The sequence below is a fragment of the Burkholderia sp. MSh2 genome (assembly GCF_000731655.1).
Classification (GTDB): domain Bacteria; phylum Pseudomonadota; class Gammaproteobacteria; order Burkholderiales; family Burkholderiaceae; genus Burkholderia; species Burkholderia paludis.
The window spans coordinates 70,861-89,380 of record NZ_JPGM01000024.1 but is presented as its reverse complement, the minus strand read 5'-3'; the positions used below and the strand labels follow the sequence as shown (position 1 = coordinate 89,380).

Sequence of the window (18,520 nt, the reverse complement as noted above, 5' to 3'; positions counted from 1 at the left end):
CCCCGCATGACATTCGCTTCTCCGGATTTCGCTCGCCGCGCGTCGCGCCGCACGGCTTCGGCCACGCTGCTGATCGCGCTCGCGCTGCCGCCCGCGGCATTCGCGCAGACCACGCCCGTCGCGGGCGGCACGCTGACGTGGGGCGTCGAATCCGAGCCGCGCACGCTGAATCCGCAATTGAACGGCCAGGACAAGGTCGAACTGCTGCTGCGCAACGTCTACGAGAGCCTGCTCGCGCGGCGGCCCGACGGCAGCTTCGTGCCGTGGCTCGCGACCGGCTACAAGGTGTCCGCCGACGGCAGGACCTACACGTTCACGCTGCGCGACGGCGTGAAGTTCAGCGACGGCGCGCCGCTCGACGCGCAGGCCGTCGCGCGCAATTTCCTGAACGCGCGCAACCCGGCGTACTCGGGCGGCAGCCAGCTCGCCGCGCAGATCCTGCACGTCGCGGACGTGAGGACGCCGGACGCGCGCACCGTCGTGATCACGCTCGACGCGCCGTACACGCCGTTCCTGACGTTCGCCGGGCGCTTCGCGCTGCTGTCGCCGAACGCGTTCGACCGGCCCGGCGTGAAAGCCGGCGGCCCCGACATCGCCGGCACCGGCCCGTTCATCCTGCGCCGCTACGTGAAGGGTCAGGAAATCGAGTTCGCGAAGAACCCCGACTATCGCTGGGCGCCGCCGACGGCCGGCCATCAGGGCCCCGCGTATCTCGACCGGATCGTCTACCGGTTCCTGCCGGAATCGTCGGTGCGCACCGGCGCGCTGCTGTCCGGCCAGGTCGACGTGATCGAGGGCGTATCCGGCAACGACGCCGCGCTGATTCGAGGAAACCCCGACTTCACGTACCAGCACGCGCTGAACACCGGCACACCGTACTCGCTGTTCCTGAACGTCGCCTACGGCCCGACCCAGGACGTGAAGGTGCGCCGCGCGCTGCTCGAAGGGCTCGACGCCACCGGCATCGTGCAGTCGATCTATCGCGGCGAGCGCACGCGCGCGTGGGGGATCACGTCGCCGATCGATCCGCTCTACGACGCGCGCATCGAGAAGACCTACGGCAACAACCCGAAGCTCGCCAACCAGCTGCTCGACGAAGCCGGCTGGAGCGCGCGCGACGGCGGCGGCTACCGCACGAAAAACGGCGAACGCCTGACGATCGCGGTGATCCAGGCGCAGGCGACGGTGCGCGACCAGCGCGACGTGCTGCTGCAGGCGCTGCAGGCCCAGGCGCGGCAGCGGCTCGGCGTCGACCTGAAGATCCAGTACGTCGACGACGGCACGTATGCCGAGGCGCGCAAGAGCGGCAAGTTCGGCTCGATCGCGAATTCGAACACGCCGCCGGACGGCATCGACATCGAAGGCCACTACCTGCCGGTCGATCGCGGCGGCGCGCTGAACTACAGCCGCGCGGCGGCGCCGGAACTGACGCGCTGGCTGCAGGCGGCCGCGCGCACGCAGAGCGCGGCCGAGCGCAAGAAGCTGTACGGCGAGCTGCAGCACTTCGCGATCAACGAGCAGGCGTACGCGGTGCCGCTGTACGAGCCGGAGGACCAGATCGCCGCCGCGAAGGCGGTCCAGGGCCTGCGCTTCCGCCCGTTCGCGCAGATGCCCGAGAACCCGTACGACGTGTGGGTGAAGAAGTAAGCAACGCCGGGGTCGCCGCGCGCGACACCGGCAGGAGAAACCGATCATGAACCATCCGGGCGCCGTTCCCGTTCCCGCTTCCGTCCAGGACGCCGCGCAGCCGGCGCCGGCATCGCCCGCGGCGTGGCGCCGCGTGCTGCGCTCGCCGGTCGCGACGCGGCTTGCGACCGGCGCGCTCGTGCTGTGGGCCGCGGTCACGCTGTCGTTCGCGGCCGTGCATCTCGCGCCCGGCGACATCGTGAGCATCCTGATCGGCGAGCAGTTGAGCACGCCGCAGATCGAGGCCGCGATCCGTCGGGAATGGGGGCTCGACGAGCCGCTTCCGCTGCAGTACCTGCATTACCTGTGGCGGGTGCTGCACGGCGACTTCGGCCGCTCGTACATCCTCAACACCGACGTCGCGCCGCTCGTGCTCGGCCAGCTGTGGCCGACGCTGAAACTGACCGGCGCGGCGCTGGTCGTGACGCTCGTGTTCGCGGTCGGCCTCGCGGTGCTGACGGCCGGGCGCCGCTGGGCCGGGCGCGCGGCATCCGGCGTCGAGCTGCTGCTCGCGTCGACGCCGTCGTTCTGGCTCGGGATCATGCTGCTGTTCGTGTTCAGCTTCACGCTGAAGCTGTTCCCGGTGGCCGGCGATCGCGGCTTCGCGTCGCTCGTGCTGCCGGCGCTGTCGCTCGGGCTCGCGCAGGGCGCGGTGATCGGCCGCGTGCTGCGCCAGGGCATCGAGCGCGCGCTCGACGAGCCGTATGCGCTGACGGTGCGCTCGTGGGGCATCGGCGGGCTCGCGCTGCGCGTGCGTCACGCGCTGCGCCATGCGGCCCTGCCGGCCGTCACGCTCGCCGGCTGGCTCGTCGGCGGCCTGCTGAGCGGCGCGGTGATCACCGAGCAGGTGTTCGGCCGGCCCGGCCTCGGCAAGATCACCGTCGACGCGGTGCTGTCGAAGGACATGCCGGTGATCCTCGCGATCGCGATCCTGTCGGCCGCGATCTACGTCGCGCTCAGCACCGCCGTCGACCTGCTCTACCTGCTCATCGATCCGCGCCTGCGCGAACGCCGCGCGCGGCATTGAACCGGAGAAACCGATGTCCACGCCCCTCGACCTGTCGTGGCGCCCGCGCGCGCCGCTCGACGCGGCCGCCTGGCTGCGCCGCCATCCCGGCCTCGCGCTCGCGGCCCTATACCTGCTGCTCAACGCAATCGCGATCGTCGCGCCCGGCTGGCTCACGCACCACGACCCGCTGGCCGCCGATCCGCTGGCCGCGCAGCTCGGCAGCAGCGCCGAGCACTGGCTCGGCACCGACGCGCTCGGCCGCGACATCTTCGCGCGGGTCGTCTACGGCGCCCGCTATTCGCTGTCGATCAGCGCGGCGTCGATCGCGATCGCGACGCTGTTCGGCACCGCGCTCGGGCTGTGCGCGGGCCTCGCGCGCGGCTGGCTCGACGAACTGGTGACGCGCTTTCTCGACGTGGTGTCCGCGTTCCCCGACCTGCTGCTCGCGCTGATGCTGATCGCGTTTACCGGCCCGGGCGCGGTGAATCTCGTGTTCGCGCTCGGCATCGCGTCGGTGCCGCGCTTCGCCCGCGTGGTGCGCGCGCAGACCTTCGTCGTGGCCGGCTCCGGCTACGTCGAGCAGGCGCGCACGCTCGGCCTCGCGCCCGCGGTGCTGGTGTGGCGCCACGTGCTGCCGCACGCGATCGCGCAGGTGCCGGTGCTCGCGACCGTCGGGCTCGGCACCGCGATCATCGGCACCTCGGGCCTGAGCTTCCTCGGGATGGGGCCGCAGCCACCGGCCGCCGAATGGGGGTTGATGCTCGCCGAAGGCCGCAACTACCTGTACCACGCATGGTGGATCGCGGTCTGGCCCGGCCTCGCGATCACCGCGGCCGTCGTCGCCGTGAATGCGCTCGGCGGCTACTGGCAGGCCCGCTTCGAACGCCGGGAGACGACATGACCGCCCGCGCACCGGCGTCGCACGCCGCCCCCATCGCCCCCATCGTCCACGTCAAACGCCTGACGATCGGCTTCCGCGGCCCGCACGGCACGCGGCCCGTCGTCGGGCCGCTCGACCTCGCCGTCCATGCCGGCGAATGCGTCGCGCTCGTCGGCGAGTCGGGCTCCGGCAAGTCGGTCACCGCGCGCAGCCTCGTCGGGCTGAACGGTCCGCACGCCGTCGTCGACGCCGACCGCCTCGACATCGCCGGCGCCGATGCGCGCCGCCATCGCGAACGCGACTGGCGCGCCGTTCGCGGCCGCCGGATCGGCTACGTGCTGCAGGACGCGCTCGTGTCGCTCGATCCGCTGTGGCGCGTGCGCGACCTCGTCGCCGAAGCGCTGCACGATACGCGGCGGCGCGACCTGCACGCGCGCAGCGCCGACCTGCTGCGCGCGGTCGGCATCGACGAGCCCGAGCGGCGCCTGCCGCAGTATCCGCACCAGTTGTCGGGCGGCCTGCGGCAACGCGTGCTGATCGGCACCGCGCTCGCCGGCGGCGCGTCGCTGCTGATCGCCGACGAGCCCACCACCGCGCTCGACATGACCGTGCAGCGGCAGATCCTGTCGCTGCTGCGCGCGCGCCGCGAGGCCGGCGACGCGCTGCTGCTGATCAGCCACGATCTCGCGGTCGTCGCCGAACTCGCCGATCGCGTGCTCGTCATGCGGGCCGGCCAGGTCGTCGAGCAAGGGCCGGCGCGCGACGTGCTGACCGCGCCCGCGCATCCGTACACGCGCCAGTTGCTCGCCGCGATTCCGACCCCCGCGTCGCGCGGGTTCCGGCTCGCGGCGGACCCGCCGGCCGACGCCGCGGCCGCCCGCATCCCGCTGCCGCCCAAGCGGATCGCGTCCGGCGCGCCGGTGCTCGCCGTCGATGGCGTGACGAAACGCTACGGCGGCCACGATGCGCCGGCCGCGGTCGACGGCGTGTCGTTCGCGCTGGCGCGCGGCGAGACGCTCGGCATCGTCGGCGAATCCGGTTCCGGGAAATCGACGGTTGCGCGGATCGTGCTCGGCCTGATCGAGCCGGACAGCGGCACGGTCGCGCTCGACGGTGCGCCGTGGAGCGGCGTGCCCGAAGCCGTGCGGCGCGCCCGTCGCGCACGGCTGCAACTGATCGCGCAGGATCCCTACAGTTCGTTCGATCCGCGCTATTCGGTCGGCCAGATCATCGGCGAGAGCCTCGATGCGGTCGGCGTTCACGGCGACGCGCGCCGCCGCCGCGTGCTGCAATTGCTCGACGAGGTGCGGCTCGGCGCGGGCTGCATCGACCGCTATCCGCGCGAACTGTCCGGCGGCCAGCGGCAGCGCGTCGCGATTGCGCGCGCGTTCGCGCCGAATCCGGCGCTGCTCGTCGCCGACGAGCCCGTCAGCGCGCTCGACGTGTCGATCCAGGCGCAGGTGCTCGACCTGCTCGCCGACCTGCAGGCCGAGCACGGCACCGCGATGCTGTTCATTTCGCACGATCTCGGCGTCGTGCATCACGTCGCCGACCGGATTCTCGTGATGCGCCGCGGGCGCGTGGTCGAGAGCGGCCCGGTCGGCGCAGTGTTCGACGCGCCGTCGCATCCGTACACCGCGTCGCTGCTCGACGCATTGCCCACGCTGCCCGCCGCGCGCCCGCCGTCCGCGCGCGCCGCGCTCGCGTGATTCCTCTTCGCCCCCGTTCCCGCCCGCCATGCCCTCATCGACTTCCGCAACGCCCCGTCAGATCCATCTCGGCGCCATCATCCAGGGCGCGTCCGGCAACATGTCCGCGTGGCGGCACCCGGACGCGGTCGCCGACGCCAGCATCAACGTGAACTTCGTGCGCGCGCTCGCGCGGCAGGCCGAGGCCGCGAAATTCGACCTGCTGTTCGTCGCCGACGGCCTGCACATCAACGCCAAATCGATCCCGCATTTCCTGAACCGCTTCGAGCCGCTGACGCTGCTGTCGGCGCTCGCGCTCGTCACCGAACGGATCGGGCTGGTCGGCACGCTGTCGACGTCGTACAGCGATCCGTTCACCGTCGCGCGGCAGTTCTCGAGTCTCGATCACCTGAGCGACGGGCGCGCCGGCTGGAACGTCGTCACGTCGCCGCTCGAAGGCTCCGCGAGGAATTTCTCGCGCGAGTGCCATCCGGAGCACGCGCTGCGCTACCGGATCGCGTCGGAGTTCCTGGGCGTGACGAAGGGGCTGTGGGACTCGTGGGAAGACGACGCGTTCGTGCGCGACAAGGCCAGCGGCGTGTTCTTCGATCCGGACAAGCTGCATGCGCTCGATCACGTCGGCGAGTTCTTCTCGGTCGCCGGGCCGTTGAACATCGGGCGCTCGCGGCAGGGGCGCCCGATCCTGTTCCAGGCCGGCGCGTCCGACGACGGCAAGGCCGTCGCGGCCGAGCATGCCGATGCGATCTACACGCGCCAGGAGACGATCCCGCTCGCGCAGGCGTTCTATGCGGACGTGCAGCAGCGGCTCGCGGCGCACGGCCGCGCACCGGGGAGCCTGAAGATCTTCCAGGGCACGAGCGTGATCGTCGCGGCGTCGGCCGCCGACGCGGAGGCGCAATACCAGGACACCGCGCGGCTCGTGACGATCGACAACGCGCTCGACTATCTCGGCCGCTACTTCGACCATCACGACTTCTCGCAATACGCGCTCGACGCGCCGTTCCCCGATCTCGGCGAACTTGGCGGCAACCAGTTCCGCAGCACCACCGACACGATCAAGCGCGATGCGGCCGAGCGCGGTCTCACGCTGCGCGAGGTCGCGCTCGAGGCGGCCACGCCGCGCCCCGCTTTCGCCGGCACGCCCGAGCAGGTGGCCGACGGGCTGCAGGCATGGGTCGAGGCACGCGCCACCGACGGCTTCATCGTGCGCGGCGGCACGCCCACCGCCTTCACCGAATTCGCGGCGCAGGTCGTGCCGATCCTGCAGGAGCGCGGGGTGTACCGGCGCGATTACGAAGGTGCGACGCTGCGCGAACATCTCGGGATCGCGTACCCGGCCAATCGGTACGCTCAGGCATCCTGAGCGATTGTCGCGTGGTCTGTCGGTCGCGTGGTCTGTCGGTCGCGTGGTCTGTCGGTCGCGTGGTCTGTCGGTCGCGTGGTCTGTCGGTCGCGTGGTCTGTCGGTCGCGTGGTCTGTCGGTCGCGTGGTCTGTCGGTCGCGTGGTCTGTCGGTCGCGTGGTCTGTCGGTCGCGTGGTCGTGCCGCCGTCACGCATGCCAGCCGCGCGGCCGGCCTCTCTCCTGCCGGCCGCGCCGGCCAGCGGCAACGGCCGTCATCGCCGCCGGCGCCCCGCGTCGCGCCCGCCCGGCGCGGGCCGCCCATGCCGTCACCACGCGTCGAACACGTCGCGCGCGATCCCGAAGCCCGTGCTCATCCCGGCCCCGCTCGTGACCACGACGACGCGCGTGCCGTCGTCCGGCGCCTCGATCACGCAATCGGCATCGGCCGCGGACGGATAGCTGCCGGTCCAGCGTTCGACGATGTCCGGGTCCGGCACGTCGAGCGTCTCCTGCAGCAGGCGCAGGATCTGCGCGTCGATCGCCTCGGTCGCGAACGGCGGCGGCGCGGCGCCGTATTCGTGCGAGTCGCCCACCACGAGACTGCCGTCGGCGCTCCGCACCGCGATCAGGTGGATGCCGTAGCCGAGGCAGACAGGCTCCTCCGCCTGCAGGCGCGCGCGCAACGCGGCAGCCTCCGGCAGCGCCGCGAAGCCCTGGTAGCGCACCAGGCTCAGGTCGCTCATCACCGCGGCGCGCAGCGCCAGCGGGCGGCGCGGCCGCACGCGCAGCATCTGCAACTGGCACAGCCGCACCTCGTGCCGCGCGAACCAGTCGCCGTACAGATGACGGCTGTCGGCATTGCCGCAGACGACCACGCGCTCCGCATGCAGCACGCCGCGCGAGGTGCGCACGGACGGCGTGCGCACCTCGTGCACCAGCTCGCCGTAGCGAAACCGCACGCCGTGGCGCTCGGCCAGCCACGACGCCAGCAACCCGATCGCGGTACGCGGCTCGATGCGCAGCTCGTGCGGGCTGTGCAGCACGCCCTGCGCGCCGTCCAGCCGCAGCGCCGGCGCCACGGCGGCGGCCTCGCCGGGCGTCATCACCCGGCAGCCGTCCGCCATGCCGGTCTGCATGAACGCCTCGACCAGCGCCATCGCCTCGGGGCGGCGCGCGACGAGGTGCAGCCCTTCGTGAAGCACGCCGATGCCGGCCTGCGGCGCGACGTCCGCCCAGACCTCGCGGCTCGCCCGCGCGCGCCGCCAGCTGTGCCCGGCCCGCTGCCCGGTAACGGTGACGAAGCCGAAATTGCGGATCGACGCGCCCACGCACGCGGCATCCCGCTCGATCACGCAGACACGCAGCCCGCGGAGCGCCGCCGTATAGGCATGCGCGAGGCCGACGATACCCGCGCCGACGACGATCACGTCGTAGGCGTCCGCCGTTGGGATGGCATTCACGATTGCAGTTTCCTTCTGTCGAATAGGCGCGCGCCGCCTCATGCGGCCGGATGGCCCGGGACGGCGCGAACGAGCCGGCTTCGGGCGCGCCCGTTCCCGCGCCGTTGCGCCACACCGCACTATCGCGACGCGCCGTGACATCCGCGTGAAAAACCACAAAACAGCATGAATTGGCATATTTTGCCATTCCGGTACGCGGCGACAGCGCGCATCGATTCGCAGGCGGGCGCGCCTACGCCGGGAGCGCCGTCACGATACGGACGATCTACCGGACGCCATCGGTCGCACGCAAGAGAACGCCCGCAGCCGGCCCCGCGACGTCGGCCGGCGAACGATCCGGCGCGAGGTCATGCCGCCCCGGCGGCACGGGCCGCAGCGCTCGCATGCGCAACCAGTTCGGCATGAATCCGCTCGACGTCGTCGCGCGTGCACAGCGCGGTGCCGGGATGCTCGACCGACGCGGCCGACGCCGCCAGTGCATAGCGGCACGCATCGTCGAGCGGCACGCCGCGCGCGAGCGCCCAGACCATCCCGCCGACGAAGCTGTCGCCGGCGCCCACCGTGCTGGCGACCGCCGCCGGCCTGCCGGGCAGGCGCAGCGCGCGCTCGCGCGTCACGACCCAGGCGCCGCGCGCGCCGAGCGTCAACGCGACGATGTCCGCGCGCCCTTGCGCGACAAGTTCGGCCGCCTTCCGGCACGCCGATGCTTCGTCGAGCGGCTCGCCGGCCAGCGCGCTCAGTTCGTCGAGGCTGGGCTTCACGAGATGGACGCCGGCGTCGAGCGCGGCGCGCAGCGCCGGGCCCGACGCATCGACGACCACCCGGCTGCCGTTCGCCGCCGCCGCCCGCGCGAGCGTCGCATACAGGTCGTCCGGCGCGCCCGGCGGCAGGCTGCCGCTCAGCACGAGATAGCGCGGCGCGGGTTGCAGGCGCGCGATGCGGGCGGCGCAGTCGCGCCATTCGCGTTCCGTGACCGACGGCCCCGGCATCAGGAAACGGTACTCGCGCCCCGTCGCGGTCTCGGTCACGCAGACGTTCTCGCGCGTCTCGCCGGCGATCCGGATCCGCACGGCGGGCACGCGTTCGGCTTCGAGCAGCAACGCCAGCACGTCGCCGGTCGGCCCGCCCGCGAGGTACAACGCGACGCAGTCGCCTCCGAGCCGGTGGACGGTTCGGGCGACGTTGATCCCGCCGCCGCCGGGATCGCGCCGTGGCCGCGCGCAGCGCAGCTTGTGCGTGTCGACGAGATGCGCGACCGACGTCGCGACGTCAACGGCCGGATTCAATGTGACGGTAACGATATCGGTCATGGTGCGTGGTCGATGGGCAGTGAGATGCGCGGCCGGCGCGGCGAACGCCCGCGTGGCCGTTTCCGGCAACCGGTATGGGCCGGCACTGGCTCCACCTTACGTGCGACGGTTCGTACGGCGTTGACGACCGTCAAGCCATGCCGCGACCGCGCCGGATCGCGCTCGCTCCGTGACGCGGGCAGGCTTGCTCCCGCAGCCGAGCATCCGCCATCGTCGAACGTCGCCATGGGCGAGCAGCCGCCGTGCGCCGCCCTGTTCGCCGAACACCCTGCGTACGCGGGCGAAGCGTCCCGCGCGGCCGTCGTCCGTCGCGCCGACAGTACGCGGCCCGCGCGCGGCCAGCCCGCTGCCGCTCGCCGAGCCGGCAGAGCGGCGCGCCGCGTCCGAGCTTACGTTCCTTCGAAACCTGCAGTGCGGCGCGATCGTCACCGGCCGCCTCCCCTCGCACGCCGGCGCGGCGACGGGCGGCACGACGATCAACGGCTTCCTTCACCCGCTCGCGAGCGCGGCCGACGACACGACACAACCGCGCAACGGCGACGCCCGCATCGGCCGCCGACCGACACGATCGCCGGCACGTTCAAGCCGACGCGTCGCTCGTCGTCTCGGCGGTGTCCCGCACCGGCCCGGAGGGGCCGCCCGCCGCGTCCGGCGCGGCTACGAGCGCCGCCAGCCGGTCGTGATCGATCGACTCGTGCTGCAGCAGGCACTGCGCGATCCGGTCGAGCGCGTCGCGATGCTCGCCGAGCGTCGCCGCCACCCGCCCGTGCGCCGCCTCGAGCAGCGCGCGCACCTCTTCGTCGATCAACCGGGCCGTGTGTTCGCTGCAGCGGCCGTCGCCCGGCGTCCATACGCCGGGCGAACCGCCCCGTGCCGACGGGTCGTCGAGCGTCGCCAGGCCCAGCTTCGCGCTCATCCCGTACTGCATGACCATGTGCCGCGCCAGCGCGGTCGCACGCTCCAGGTCGTTCTGCGCACCGGTCGACACGTCGCCGAACGCGATCTCCTCGGCCACCCGCCCGCCGAGCAGGACGTCGAGCCGGTCGAGCAGCTCGCTTTTGCGCAGCACGTAGCGATCCTCGGTCGGCACCTGCTGCGTATAGCCGAGCGCGGCGATCCCGCGCGGGATGATCGACACCTTCTTCACCGGATCGCAGTGCACGCGGCTTTGCGCGACGAGCGCGTGCCCCGCTTCGTGATACGCGATGGTGCGCTTTTCCTCTTCGTTCATCACGCGGCTCTTGCGCTCCATGCCCGTCATCGCGCGGTCGATCGCCTCGTCGAAGTCGGCCATGCCGATCGCCGCCTTGCCGAGTTCGGCCGCATGCAGCGCCGCTTCGTTGACGACGTTCGCGAGATCCGCGCCGACGAAGCCCGGCGTGCGCTGCGCCAGCTCGCCGAGATCGACGTCGTCCGCGAGCTTCACGCGCTTCACGTGCACGCCGAGGATCTGCCGGCGGCCGTTCACGTCGGGCCGGTCGATCGCGATGTGGCGGTCGAACCGCCCGGGGCGGAGCAGCGCGGGATCGAGGATTTCCGGCCGGTTGGTCGCGGCCACGATGATCACGCCCGAGTTGGCCTGGAAGCCGTCCATCTCGACGAGCAGCTGGTTGAGCGTCTGCTCGCGCTCGTCGTTGCCGGACATCAGGCCGACGCCGCGCGCCTTGCCGAGCGCGTCGAGTTCGTCGATGAACACGATGCACGGCGCCTTCTGCTGCGCCTGCTCGAACAGGTCGCGCACGCGCGCCGCACCGACGCCGACGAACATCTCGACGAACGCCGAGCCGCTGATCGAGAAGAACGGCACGGCGGCCTCGCCGGCCACCGCGCGCGCGAGCAGCGTCTTGCCGGTGCCCGGCGCGCCGACGATCAGCACGCCTTTCGGAATCTTGCCGCCCAGCCGCTGATACCGTTCGGGATTGCGCAGGAACGCGACGATCTGCTGCAACTCGGCCTTCGCCTCGTCGATACCCGCGATGTCGTCGAACGTGATGCCGGTTTCCTGCTGCACGTACACGCGGGCCTGACTCTTCCCCATGCTGCCGGGATCCCGGATGCCGCCCGGCCGGCGCATCATGAAGCTCCAGAACAGCACCATGACGACCAGCGGCAGCCCCCACGCCAGCAGCGCGCCGGGCCAGCCCGAATCCGGCGCACCGCGATAGCGGATGCCGGCGGCCGCGAGCGCCGCGACGAGTCGATCGTCGGCCACCCGGTTGGTCGTGAAGCGCCACGGCGGCCCCGCCTTCTTCACGGCCGCCGCGTCGGCGGCCGGCAGCAGCGCGCCGGCTTCGGGCATGCGCAGCGCGCCCGAGATCGACGCCTGGCCGATGTCCAGATCGTCGACGAGCCGCGCGTCGACCAGCCGGTGAAAATCGCTGTACGAGATCGTGGTCGTCGCCGGCTGGGCCATCAGCCACTGATACGCGACCAGAACGGCGAACGCGAGCGGGATCAGCAGCCCCGCGTAGTCGAACGGTTTCTTCATGGCATCCGGCGCACGACGGGCCGCTCAGGCGACGGTCAGCCGGTCGACGACCTCGCGCACGCCCCTGACCGACGCGGCCGCGCCGCACGCCGCGCGCCGCTCCGCGAGCGACGCGACCGTGCCCGTGAGCGTGACGACGCCGTCGTCGGCGTCGATCGAGATCCCCGCGGATTCGCGCTGCGCGCGCCGCGCGAGCGCTTCGGCAATCCGGGTGCCGACGTCGGGCACCGTCCGGTCGGCCCGCACCTGGATGCGATTCGCGACGCCGACGACGCCGATCATCCGGCTCACCATCGCTTCCGCCGCCCGGCTCTGGAACGCATGCTCCACTTCGCCGTCGAGCGTCACGCAGCCGTGATCGACCTCGACGCGAATCCGGTGGTCGCGCAGCGCCTCCTGCCAGCCGAGCGCGAACGTGATCGCGATCGCCAGCTCCAGATCCGCGCAGGCGCTCTCCGGCGGCGTGACGGTCAGTTCCATCACCAGCGCGCGCGCATCCTCGACATGCAGCGCCGCCTTCTGCGCCTCGAGCTTCTGGGCCCAGCTGTCGACCGTGCCGCGCAACGTCACGATCCGGTCGCGTACGTCGACATCGATCCGGCGCGCATCGATCGCCGGATTCCAGAACAGCGCCTGCTCGACATCCTGCTTGAGTGCCGCATCGGATTTCATGTCTCGGTCTCCCGTCTGCCGCATGCCGGTCGCCGGGCGGGCGATCGGCGTCTGGCCGCACCGGATCCAGCATCGCGCACCGCGACGCCGGCGGCTTGACGAGGATCAACCAACCGCATGCCGGCGGCCGCGGCAGCGGCCGCCGGGCGAGTGGCGAGTGGCGAGTGGCGAGTGGCGAGTGGCGAGTGGCGGGTGGCGGGTGGCGGGTGGCGGATGGCGGATGGCGGATGGCACGTGGCACGTGCCACGTGGCGAACGACGGCCGAATGCCCGGGTGAATGCAAATCGATCGCGCAGCAGGGCTGCGACGCGATCGCGACCCGGGCACCACACGGCCCGCGACGCCCCTCCCGCACCACCTCGTCGCAAGCGCCGCGCCCCGGTAAACCTTCATGAACCGCCGATCTGTCAACCGAAGCACCGCTCGAAACGCAATCCCGCCGAGGTGATTCAGATCAAGGGTCGGCGCTGCAATCGTCGGATATAAGTGAACCCCGAAGCGGCGACGTCACGAGGCGGCGCCACCCTGCGTTCCCGTATTCGCCGAGGCCTTCCATGCGCGCCATCGCGCTTTCCGCAGTCTTCCGCTCCGCAGCCGTCCGGTCCGTGCGCCTCGTTGCGCTCGCAACGAGTCTCGGCGTGCTGTCCGGATGCCTGTCGCTCGCGCCGCGCGACGACCGTCCCGCCGCGCCGATTCCCGCCGTCTTTCCCGATCCGTCGGCCGGCGCGGCGCCCGCCGACGCACAGGTGCCCGCGTGGCAGGACTACTTCGTCGATGCGCGTCTGCGGGCGCTGATCGCGCAGGCGCTGGCCAACAATCGCGACCTGCGCGCCGCCGTCGCGCGCGTCGGGCAGGCCCGCGCGGTCTACGGCATCCGCAGCGCGGATCAGTGGCCGACGATCGGCGCGGGCGCGGCCTATGCGCGATTTCGCGCACCGGGCGGCTTCCTGACGCCGACGCCATTCATCGGCCAGGTCTACGACGTCCAGCTGGCCGAAACGCAATGGGAAATCGATTTCTGGGGCCGCGTGCGCAACCTGAAGGACGCGGCGCTGCAACGCTATCTCGCGAGCGACGCCGCGCGGCGCGCCACGACCTTGAGCGTGATCACCGCGGTCGCGGACGCGTACCTGACCCTGTGCGAGTACGACGAGCGCATCGCGCTGACCCGCGCGACGATCGACACGCGGCGCGAGTCGCTGCGGATCTTCCGGCTTCGCCACGCGGCCGGCGCGATTTCGCGCCTCGACCTGACGCAGGCGGACATCCTGCTGCAGCAGGCGGAAGCGCTCGGCGCCCAGCTGCAACAGGCGCGCGCGGCGGCGGCCGACGCGCTGGCCCTGCTGGTCGGCGCGCCGCCGGATCTGGCCGGCGCGCCGCTCGCGCTCGACGACGGCGCCGTCGCACCGTCGCTCGCCCCCGGCCTGCCGTCGTCGCTGCTCGTCCACCGGCCGGACGTGATCGCGGCCGAGCACGAGCTGCAGGCGACGCGCGCGAACATCGGCGCGGCACGCGCCGCGTTCTTTCCGCGCATCGCGTTGACGAGCTCGATCGGCTCGGGCAGCAGCGCGCTGCACGACCTGCTGACGTCGGGCACCGGCGTCTGGTCGGTCATCCCGAACGTGACGCTGCCGCTGATCGACGGCGGCCGCAACCGCTCGAACCTCGCGCTGGCGCACGCGCAGCGCGACGAAGCGCTCGCGCAATACGAACGGACGGTGCAGCGCGCGTTTCGCGACGTGTCCGACGCGCTCGCGTCGCGCTACTGGCTGGCCGACGAGGTGCGCATCGAGCACGCCACGCTGGTCTCGCAGGCCGAACGGGCGCGCCTCGCAAAGCTGCGCTACGACAGCGGCGCGACCCGCTTCCTCGAGGTGCTCGACGCGCAGCGGGACCTGATGAACGCGGAACAGCAATGGGTGATGACGCGCCGGGCGCTGCTGTCGAGCCGCGTCGCGCTGTACGGCGCGCTCGGCGGCGCCACGCACGAACGCAACGATGCTGTCACGCCACCGACCAACGATTCGACGAATCCGGATTCCACACGATGAACATCCAAAAGCGCCCTCTTCTGATCGGGGCCGGCGTCGCCGTGCTCGCGATCGGCATCATGTTTTACGGGTGGACGCGCTGGCGCGACGGGCAGGCCGATGCCGGCCTGGCGAGCGGCAACGGCCGCATCGAGGCGACCGAGATCGATGTGGCGACCAAGCTGCCGGGGCGCGTCACCGCGATGCTCGTCGACGAAGGCGACTTCGTGAAGGCCGGCCAGCCGCTCGCGCGCATGGACATCGTCGTCCTGCAGGCGCAACTCGACGAGGCCCGCGCCCGGGAGCAACAGGCCGTGAACACGGCGGCGAGCATCGACGCGCAGGTCGCGCAGCGGCGCAGCGACAAGGCGGCGGCCGAGGCCGTCGTCGTCCAGCGGGAAAGCGAACTGGACGCGGCGACGCGGCGGCTCGCGCGCTCCGAGACGCTGTCCCGCGACGGCGCGTCGTCGCTGCAGGAACTCGACGACGATCGCGCGCGGGCCGGCAGCCTGCGGGCCACCGTGAACGCGGCGCGCGCACAGGTGGACGCCGCCCAGGCCGCGATCGACGCGACCCGGGCCCAGCTCGTCGCGGCGCATTCTGCAGTGACAGCCGCGCAGGCGACGGTCGCACGCGTGCAGGCCGACATTTCGGACAGCGATCTGACCTCGCCGCGCGACGGGCGCGTCCAGTATCGCGTGGCCGAATCGGGCGAGGTGCTGCCGGCCGGCGGCAAGGTGCTCAACGTGGTCGACCTGTCGGACGTCTACATGACCTTCTTCCTGCCCGAGACGGTGGTGGGCCGCGTGCCGCTCGGCGCCGACGTGCGGATCGTGCTCGACGCCGCGCCGGAATACGTGATTCCGGCCCGCGTGTCGTATGTATCGAGCACCGCGCAGTTCACGCCGAAGACGGTCGAGACGGCCACCGAACGGCAGAAGCTGATGTTCCGGGTGAAGGCGCGCATCGACCGCGATCTGCTGCAGCGCCATCTGAAGCTCGTCAAGACGGGGCTGCCGGGTGTCGCGTGGCTGAAGGTCGACCCGCAAGCCGCCTGGCCGGATCGCCTCGCGATCAAGGTGCCTCAATGAAATCGGCGCTCCCCGCCGATACCGGCGCAGGCTCGACCGAAGCGCCGCCGGCGCCGCCGGACCCCGCGCCGGTCGCGCGGCTGTCCGGCGTCTCGCTGCGCTACGGCGACACATGTGCGCTCGACGACGTGACGCTCGACATCCCGGCCGGCCGCATGATCGGGCTGATCGGGCCGGACGGCGTCGGCAAGTCGAGCCTGCTCGCGCTGGTGTCCGGCGCCCGCGCGATCCAGCAGGGGCAGGTCCGGACCCTCGGCGGCGACCTGTCGTCGCGCCGCCATCGCGCGCAGGTCTGCCGGCGCATCGCCTACATGCCGCAAGGCCTCGGCCGGAACCTGTACGCCACGCTGTCCGTCGAGGAGAACCTGCAGTTCTTCGCGAGGCTGTTCGGCCACGACGCGGCGGAGCGGCGCCGCCGGATCGACGCGCTCACGCGCAGCACCGGCCTGCGGCCGTTCCTGGACCGCCCCGCCGGCAAGCTGTCCGGCGGCATGAAGCAGAAGCTCGGCCTGTGCTGCGCGCTGATCCACGACCCGGACCTGCTGATCCTCGACGAACCGACGACCGGCGTCGATCCGCTGTCGCGCGCGCAGTTCTGGGAGCTGATCGCGCGCATTCGCGCCGCGCGGCCGGCGATGAGCGTGCTGGTCGCGACCGCCTACATGGACGAGGCGCGGCGCTTCGACCGGCTGATCGCGATGGATGCCGGCCGGGTGCTGGCCACCGGCAGCCCCGACGAGCTGCTGGCCCGCACCGGGTGCGCCACGCTCGAGGACGCGTTCGTCGCGCTGCTCCCGGACGAGCAGCGGCGCGGGCACCAGCCGATCCGGATCGCGCCGTTTCAGCCCGACGACGCCGCCGGCTACGCGATCGAGGCCGACGGGCTGACGATGCGGTTCGGCGATTTCGTCGCGGTCGATCACGTGAGCCTGCGGATCCGGCGCGGCGAGATCTTCGGCTTCCTCGGCTCCAACGGCTGCGGCAAGTCGACCACGATGAAGATGCTCACGGGCCTGCTGCCCGCGTCCGAGGGCACGGCCACGCTGTTCGGGCGGCCGGTCGCCGCGGACGATATCGACACGCGCCGGCGGGTCGGCTACATGTCGCAAGGGTTCTCGCTGTACGGCGAGCTGACCGTGCGGCAGAACCTCGTGCTGCATGCGCGCCTGTTCGGCGTGCCGGAGGCGGACGTGCCGGCGCGGGTCGCCGAGATGGTCGAGCGCTTCGGGCTGGCCGGCGCGCTCGACGCGCTGCCCGAGCGCCTGCCGCTCGGCATGCGGCAGCGGCTGTCGCTCGCGGTGGCGATGGTGCACAAGCCCGAGCTGCTGATCCTCGACGAGCCGACGTCCGGCGTCGATCCGGTCGCACGGGACGATTTCTGGCGGCTGATGATCGAGCTTGCGCGGCACGATCGCGTCACGATCTTCATTTCGACGCACTTCATGAACGAAGCCGAGCGCTGCGACCGCATCTCGCTGATGCACGCGGGCCGCGTGCTCGCCAGCGCCGCACCGGCAGAACTCGTCCGCACGCGCGGCGCCGGCACGCTCGAAGAGGCGTTCATCGCGTACCTGACCGATGCGCAGCGCGCGGACAGCGTCCCGACGGACGCCGACGACGACGCGGGCTGGCTCGCCGCGCCGCCTGCCGACGCAACGAGCGCCGAACCGGGCGCCGAAGCCGGCACGGACGGCGGCGCCGGCCGCGCCGGCCCGTGGTTCAGCGCGGCGCGGGCGGGCAGCTACCTGTGGCGCGAAGTGCTGGAGCTGCGCCGCGACCGGCTGCGCGCGACGCTCGCGCTGTTCGGATCGCTGGTCCTGATGTGCGTCATCAGCATCGGCATCAGTCTCGACGTCGACAACCTGACGTTCGCGGTGCTCGACCGGGACCAGTCGATCCTGAGCCAGGACTATGCGCAGAATCTCGCCGGCTCCCGCTACTTCGTGCCGCGCGCGCCGCTTGCGGACGAGCGCGACATCGACCGGCGCATGCGCAACGGCCAGTTGTCGCTCGCGATCGAGATTCCGCCCGGGTTCGCCCGCGACGTCGCGCACGGCCGGCGCGTCGAGATCGGCGCGTGGGTCGACGGCGCGATGCCGATGCGCGCCGAGACGATCCGCGGCTACGTCGCCGGCATGCACGAGAACTGGCTGCGCGACCAGGCGAAGCGCCGGCTCGGCGCGTCGCTCGCCCCGGCGGTCGAGATCGCCGTGCGCTATCGCTACAACCCCGACGTCAGGAGCCTGCCCGCGATGATTCCGGCCATCATGCCGATGCTGCTGCTGATGCTGCCCGCGATGCTGACGGCGCTCGCCGTGGTCCGCGAACGCGAGCTGGGGTCGATCGTCAACCTGTACGTGACGCCCGTCACGCGGGCCGAATTCCTGCTCGGCAAGCAGGCGCCCTACGTGATGCTGGCCATGTTGAACTTCCTGCTGATGGTCGTGCTGGCGGACGTCGCGTTCGGCGTGCGGATCAAGGGCAGCTTCATGACGCTCGCGGCCGCCGTGCTGATTTTCAACGTGGTGGCCACCGGCATCGGGCTGTTCGCGTCGACCTTCACGCGCAGCCAGATCGCCGCGATCTTCATGACGATCGTCGGCACGCTGATACCCGTCGTGCAGTTCTCGGGGCTGCTCACGCCGCTGTCGTCGCTGGAAGGCGCCGGCAAGTGGGTCGGCACGGTCTATCCGGCCACCTACATGCTCGCGATCAGCCGCGGGGTGTTCAACAAGGCGCTCGGCTTCGGCGACCTGTCGTCGCAGTTCTGGCCGCTGCTCGCGGCGGCGCCGGTCATCCTGGTCATGACCGGCATCCTGCTGCGCAAACAGGAGCGCTGACC

12 protein-coding genes are annotated in these 18,520 nt (G+C 71.9%); 8 read left to right on the top strand and 4 right to left on the bottom strand.

The window, feature by feature from the left end:
• Positions 1-6: 6 nt before the first annotated feature.
• The 5 genes from GQ57_RS16310 to GQ57_RS16290 are packed head-to-tail and all read left to right on the top strand — an operon-like array spanning position 7 to position 6,647.
• Complete coding sequence (locus tag GQ57_RS16310; protein ID WP_034198409.1) at positions 7-1,647, top strand: ABC transporter substrate-binding protein; 1,641 nt, start codon at positions 7-9, stop codon at positions 1,645-1,647.
• Positions 1,648-1,693: 46 nt separating this feature from the next.
• Positions 1,694-2,713, top strand: a complete 1,020-nt coding sequence (locus GQ57_RS16305) for an ABC transporter permease (protein ID WP_034198408.1) — start codon at positions 1,694-1,696, stop codon at positions 2,711-2,713.
• Between the two features lie 13 nt (positions 2,714-2,726).
• Positions 2,727-3,596, top strand: a complete 870-nt coding sequence (locus GQ57_RS16300; RefSeq protein WP_031401549.1) for an ABC transporter permease — start codon at positions 2,727-2,729, stop codon at positions 3,594-3,596.
• The gene (locus tag GQ57_RS16295) at positions 3,593-5,284 is read left to right on the top strand and encodes a dipeptide ABC transporter ATP-binding protein (RefSeq protein WP_052001340.1); all 1,692 of its coding nucleotides are present in this window, start codon (positions 3,593-3,595) and stop codon (positions 5,282-5,284) included. The genes GQ57_RS16300 and GQ57_RS16295 overlap by 4 nt, the downstream gene beginning before the upstream one ends.
• 28 nt (positions 5,285-5,312) lie before the next feature.
• Entirely contained in the window at positions 5,313-6,647 is a 1,335-nt protein-coding gene (locus GQ57_RS16290) for an LLM class flavin-dependent oxidoreductase (protein ID WP_034198407.1), read from the top strand.
• A gap of 305 nt (positions 6,648-6,952) precedes the next feature.
• Here GQ57_RS16290 and GQ57_RS16285 read toward each other — a convergent pair whose 3' ends face one another.
• The 4 genes from GQ57_RS16285 to GQ57_RS16270 form a co-directional block, all read right to left on the bottom strand.
• Positions 6,953-8,089: a TIGR03364 family FAD-dependent oxidoreductase gene (locus tag GQ57_RS16285; RefSeq protein WP_425322015.1), complete on the bottom strand. Its 1,137-nt coding sequence runs from the start codon at positions 8,087-8,089 to the stop codon at positions 6,953-6,955.
• Between the two features lie 344 nt (positions 8,090-8,433).
• Positions 8,434-9,396, bottom strand: a complete 963-nt coding sequence (locus GQ57_RS16280; RefSeq protein ID WP_034198406.1) for a 1-phosphofructokinase family hexose kinase — start codon at positions 9,394-9,396, stop codon at positions 8,434-8,436.
• A gap of 580 nt (positions 9,397-9,976) precedes the next feature.
• Positions 9,977-11,884 (bottom strand): ATP-dependent zinc metalloprotease FtsH, encoded by a 1,908-nt coding sequence (ftsH, locus tag GQ57_RS16275; protein ID WP_034198405.1) that lies wholly within the window; start codon positions 11,882-11,884, stop codon positions 9,977-9,979.
• Between the two features lie 24 nt (positions 11,885-11,908).
• Positions 11,909-12,556, bottom strand: coding sequence for a BON domain-containing protein (locus GQ57_RS16270; protein ID WP_031401542.1), 648 nt, complete (start codon positions 12,554-12,556; stop codon positions 11,909-11,911).
• 555 nt (positions 12,557-13,111) lie between these two features.
• On the opposite strand from GQ57_RS16270, the gene GQ57_RS16265 reads away from it, so the two are divergent.
• Genes GQ57_RS16265 through rbbA form a run of 3 tightly spaced genes read left to right on the top strand, consistent with a single transcriptional unit; the run spans position 13,112 to position 18,518 of the window.
• On the top strand, positions 13,112-14,608 hold the full coding sequence (locus GQ57_RS16265) for an efflux transporter outer membrane subunit (protein WP_034198404.1): 1,497 nt from the start codon (positions 13,112-13,114) through the stop codon (positions 14,606-14,608).
• On the top strand, positions 14,605-15,678 hold the full coding sequence (locus tag GQ57_RS16260; RefSeq protein ID WP_031402414.1) for an HlyD family secretion protein: 1,074 nt from the start codon (positions 14,605-14,607) through the stop codon (positions 15,676-15,678). Before GQ57_RS16265 ends, GQ57_RS16260 begins: the two co-directional genes overlap by 4 nt.
• Positions 15,675-18,518 carry a ribosome-associated ATPase/putative transporter RbbA gene (gene rbbA / locus GQ57_RS16255; RefSeq protein ID WP_034198403.1) on the top strand — a complete coding sequence of 948 codons (2,844 nt, stop codon included), beginning with the start codon at positions 15,675-15,677 and terminating at the stop codon, positions 18,516-18,518. The genes GQ57_RS16260 and rbbA overlap by 4 nt, the downstream gene beginning before the upstream one ends.
• Positions 18,519-18,520: the final 2 nt, after the last annotated feature.

What these genes read in the sequence shown, in the direction of transcription:
- GQ57_RS16310 (WP_034198409.1), top strand. Translation starts at nt 7, where the DNA reads ATGACATTCGCTTCTCCGGATTTCGCTCGCCGCGCGTCGCGCCGCACG.
- GQ57_RS16305 (WP_034198408.1), top strand. Translation starts at nt 1,694, where the DNA reads ATGAACCATCCGGGCGCCGTTCCCGTTCCCGCTTCCGTCCAGGACGCC.
- GQ57_RS16300 (WP_031401549.1), top strand. Translation starts at nt 2,727, where the DNA reads ATGTCCACGCCCCTCGACCTGTCGTGGCGCCCGCGCGCGCCGCTCGAC.
- GQ57_RS16295 (WP_052001340.1), top strand. Translation starts at nt 3,593, where the DNA reads ATGACCGCCCGCGCACCGGCGTCGCACGCCGCCCCCATCGCCCCCATC.
- GQ57_RS16290 (WP_034198407.1), top strand. Translation starts at nt 5,313, where the DNA reads ATGCCCTCATCGACTTCCGCAACGCCCCGTCAGATCCATCTCGGCGCC.
- GQ57_RS16280 (WP_034198406.1), bottom strand. Translation starts at nt 9,396, where the DNA reads ATGACCGATATCGTTACCGTCACATTGAATCCGGCCGTTGACGTCGCG.
- ftsH (WP_034198405.1), bottom strand. Translation starts at nt 11,884, where the DNA reads ATGAAGAAACCGTTCGACTACGCGGGGCTGCTGATCCCGCTCGCGTTC.
- GQ57_RS16270 (WP_031401542.1), bottom strand. Translation starts at nt 12,556, where the DNA reads ATGAAATCCGATGCGGCACTCAAGCAGGATGTCGAGCAGGCGCTGTTC.
- GQ57_RS16265 (WP_034198404.1), top strand. Translation starts at nt 13,112, where the DNA reads ATGCGCGCCATCGCGCTTTCCGCAGTCTTCCGCTCCGCAGCCGTCCGG.
- GQ57_RS16260 (WP_031402414.1), top strand. Translation starts at nt 14,605, where the DNA reads ATGAACATCCAAAAGCGCCCTCTTCTGATCGGGGCCGGCGTCGCCGTG.
- rbbA (WP_034198403.1), top strand. Translation starts at nt 15,675, where the DNA reads ATGAAATCGGCGCTCCCCGCCGATACCGGCGCAGGCTCGACCGAAGCG.